The following is a 1,382-nucleotide window of genomic DNA, read 5'->3' as shown; positions in this document are numbered from 1 at the left end:
GTCCAAACCCGCGAACACTGCTGCCGCGTTCACCCGCCTGTCGTGCCCGCGCAGCGGCTCACCCACCTGGGTACCTGTCAGCGGGTCCCACACCCGCACCGTGCGATCGTCGCTGCCGGTGGCCAGCAGCGGCCGGCCGTCCAAACCCGCGAACACTGCTGCCGCGTTCACCCGCCTGTCGTGCCCGCGCAGCGGCTCACCCACCTGGGTACCTGTCAGCGGGTCCCACACCCGCGCCGTGTGATCGTCGCTGCCGGTGGCCAGCAGTGGCCGGTTGTCCGGCCCGTCGAACGCCACCACCGCATGGACCGCGCCGTCGTGTCCGAGCGGCTCACCCACCTGGACACCCGTCAGCGGGTCCCACACCCGCACCGTGCGATCGTCGCCGCCGGTGGCCAGCAACGGCCGGCCATCCGGCCCGGTGAAGGCAGCGATGCAGGACGCCGATATGTGGGCGGCGAGGACGTTGTTCGCGGTGTGCCAGCGGGAGAGGCGGGCCCGGACGATGACTCCGTCGTCGGGGTCGGCTCCTGTGGTGGCGAGCGTGAATTGGAGGCTGGCTTCGCGGGTGCGGTGGTCGGCGTCGCCGAGGAAGGGTTCGATGCCGGCCCAGGCGGCAAGGGTCTCTTGGCCGGGTTGGGGGGTGATGGGCAGGCCGAGGCGGCCGCGGAGACGGCTGTCGAGGTCCCACGGCAGGAAAGGGGCCGGCAGATGGGCGTCGCCCAGGACGCCGCCGAGGTCGGCGTGCTGAGCAAGGTGACGCCGGATGTAGGGGTGGGGCGGAACGCCTCGGGGAGTGTCGGCCAGCTTCGCCAGGCGGTCGGCGATACGCCGGTGGATGTCAGCGGGCGCGTCCGGCCGCGGAACGAAGGTCACGGCTTCCTCCCCCTCGGAACGTGCAGGCGGTGGGACTCGTCGCGCAGCACTCCGGCGAGGCGTTCGTGGGCCAGGCGGTGCACGATGCGGCCGTCTTCAGTGTCCTGAGCGAGGTAGCCAACCAAACGCCCCCTACGCAGAGCATCGATCGCCGCAACGGCATCGGGCAACGGACGGTCCAGCACCGCCTCCGCCATCGCCGGCCAGACGAGGTCCCGGAATTCATCCAAGATCAACAAGAGCAAACCCCGCCGTAGCACCGACGAGGAGACCAACGCAGTTCGGCTTGAGACCTCTCAGGGTTCCCAGAACGCGGATGTGGCTGGTCGTGACCATACGAAGCTGGCACTGTCGTGTGGCCATATCCCATATCCGCACCGTGCGATCGGCGCTGCCGGTGGCCAGCAGCGGCTGGCCGTCCGGACCCGCGAACGCCACCACCGCCCGCACCGGATGGTCGTGTCCGAACATCGGCTCGCCGACCTGGACACCCGCCAGCGGATCCG

1 protein-coding gene and 2 pseudogenes are annotated in these 1,382 nt (G+C 70.6%); all 3 read right to left on the bottom strand.

Going from position 1 to position 1,382, the window contains the following annotated elements; translation table 11 throughout:
• Positions 1-876 (bottom strand): annotated as a pseudogene (locus tag AB0442_RS28650) (hypothetical protein); the annotation flags it as partial.
• Positions 873-1,112: a hypothetical protein gene (locus AB0442_RS28645; RefSeq protein ID WP_366166400.1), complete on the bottom strand. Its 240-nt coding sequence runs from the start codon at positions 1,110-1,112 to the stop codon at positions 873-875. The gene AB0442_RS28645 and the pseudogene AB0442_RS28650, both read right to left, overlap by 4 nt.
• Positions 1,099-1,382, bottom strand: a pseudogene (locus AB0442_RS28640) (hypothetical protein); the annotation flags it as partial. The pseudogene AB0442_RS28640 and the gene AB0442_RS28645, both read right to left, overlap by 14 nt.

This window comes from Kitasatospora sp. NPDC085895, from assembly GCF_040702125.1.
Classification (GTDB): domain Bacteria; phylum Actinomycetota; class Actinomycetes; order Streptomycetales; family Streptomycetaceae; genus Kitasatospora; species Kitasatospora arboriphila.
The sequence above is the reverse complement of the archived record's forward strand: the minus strand, read 5'-3'. Positions and strand labels throughout refer to the sequence as shown.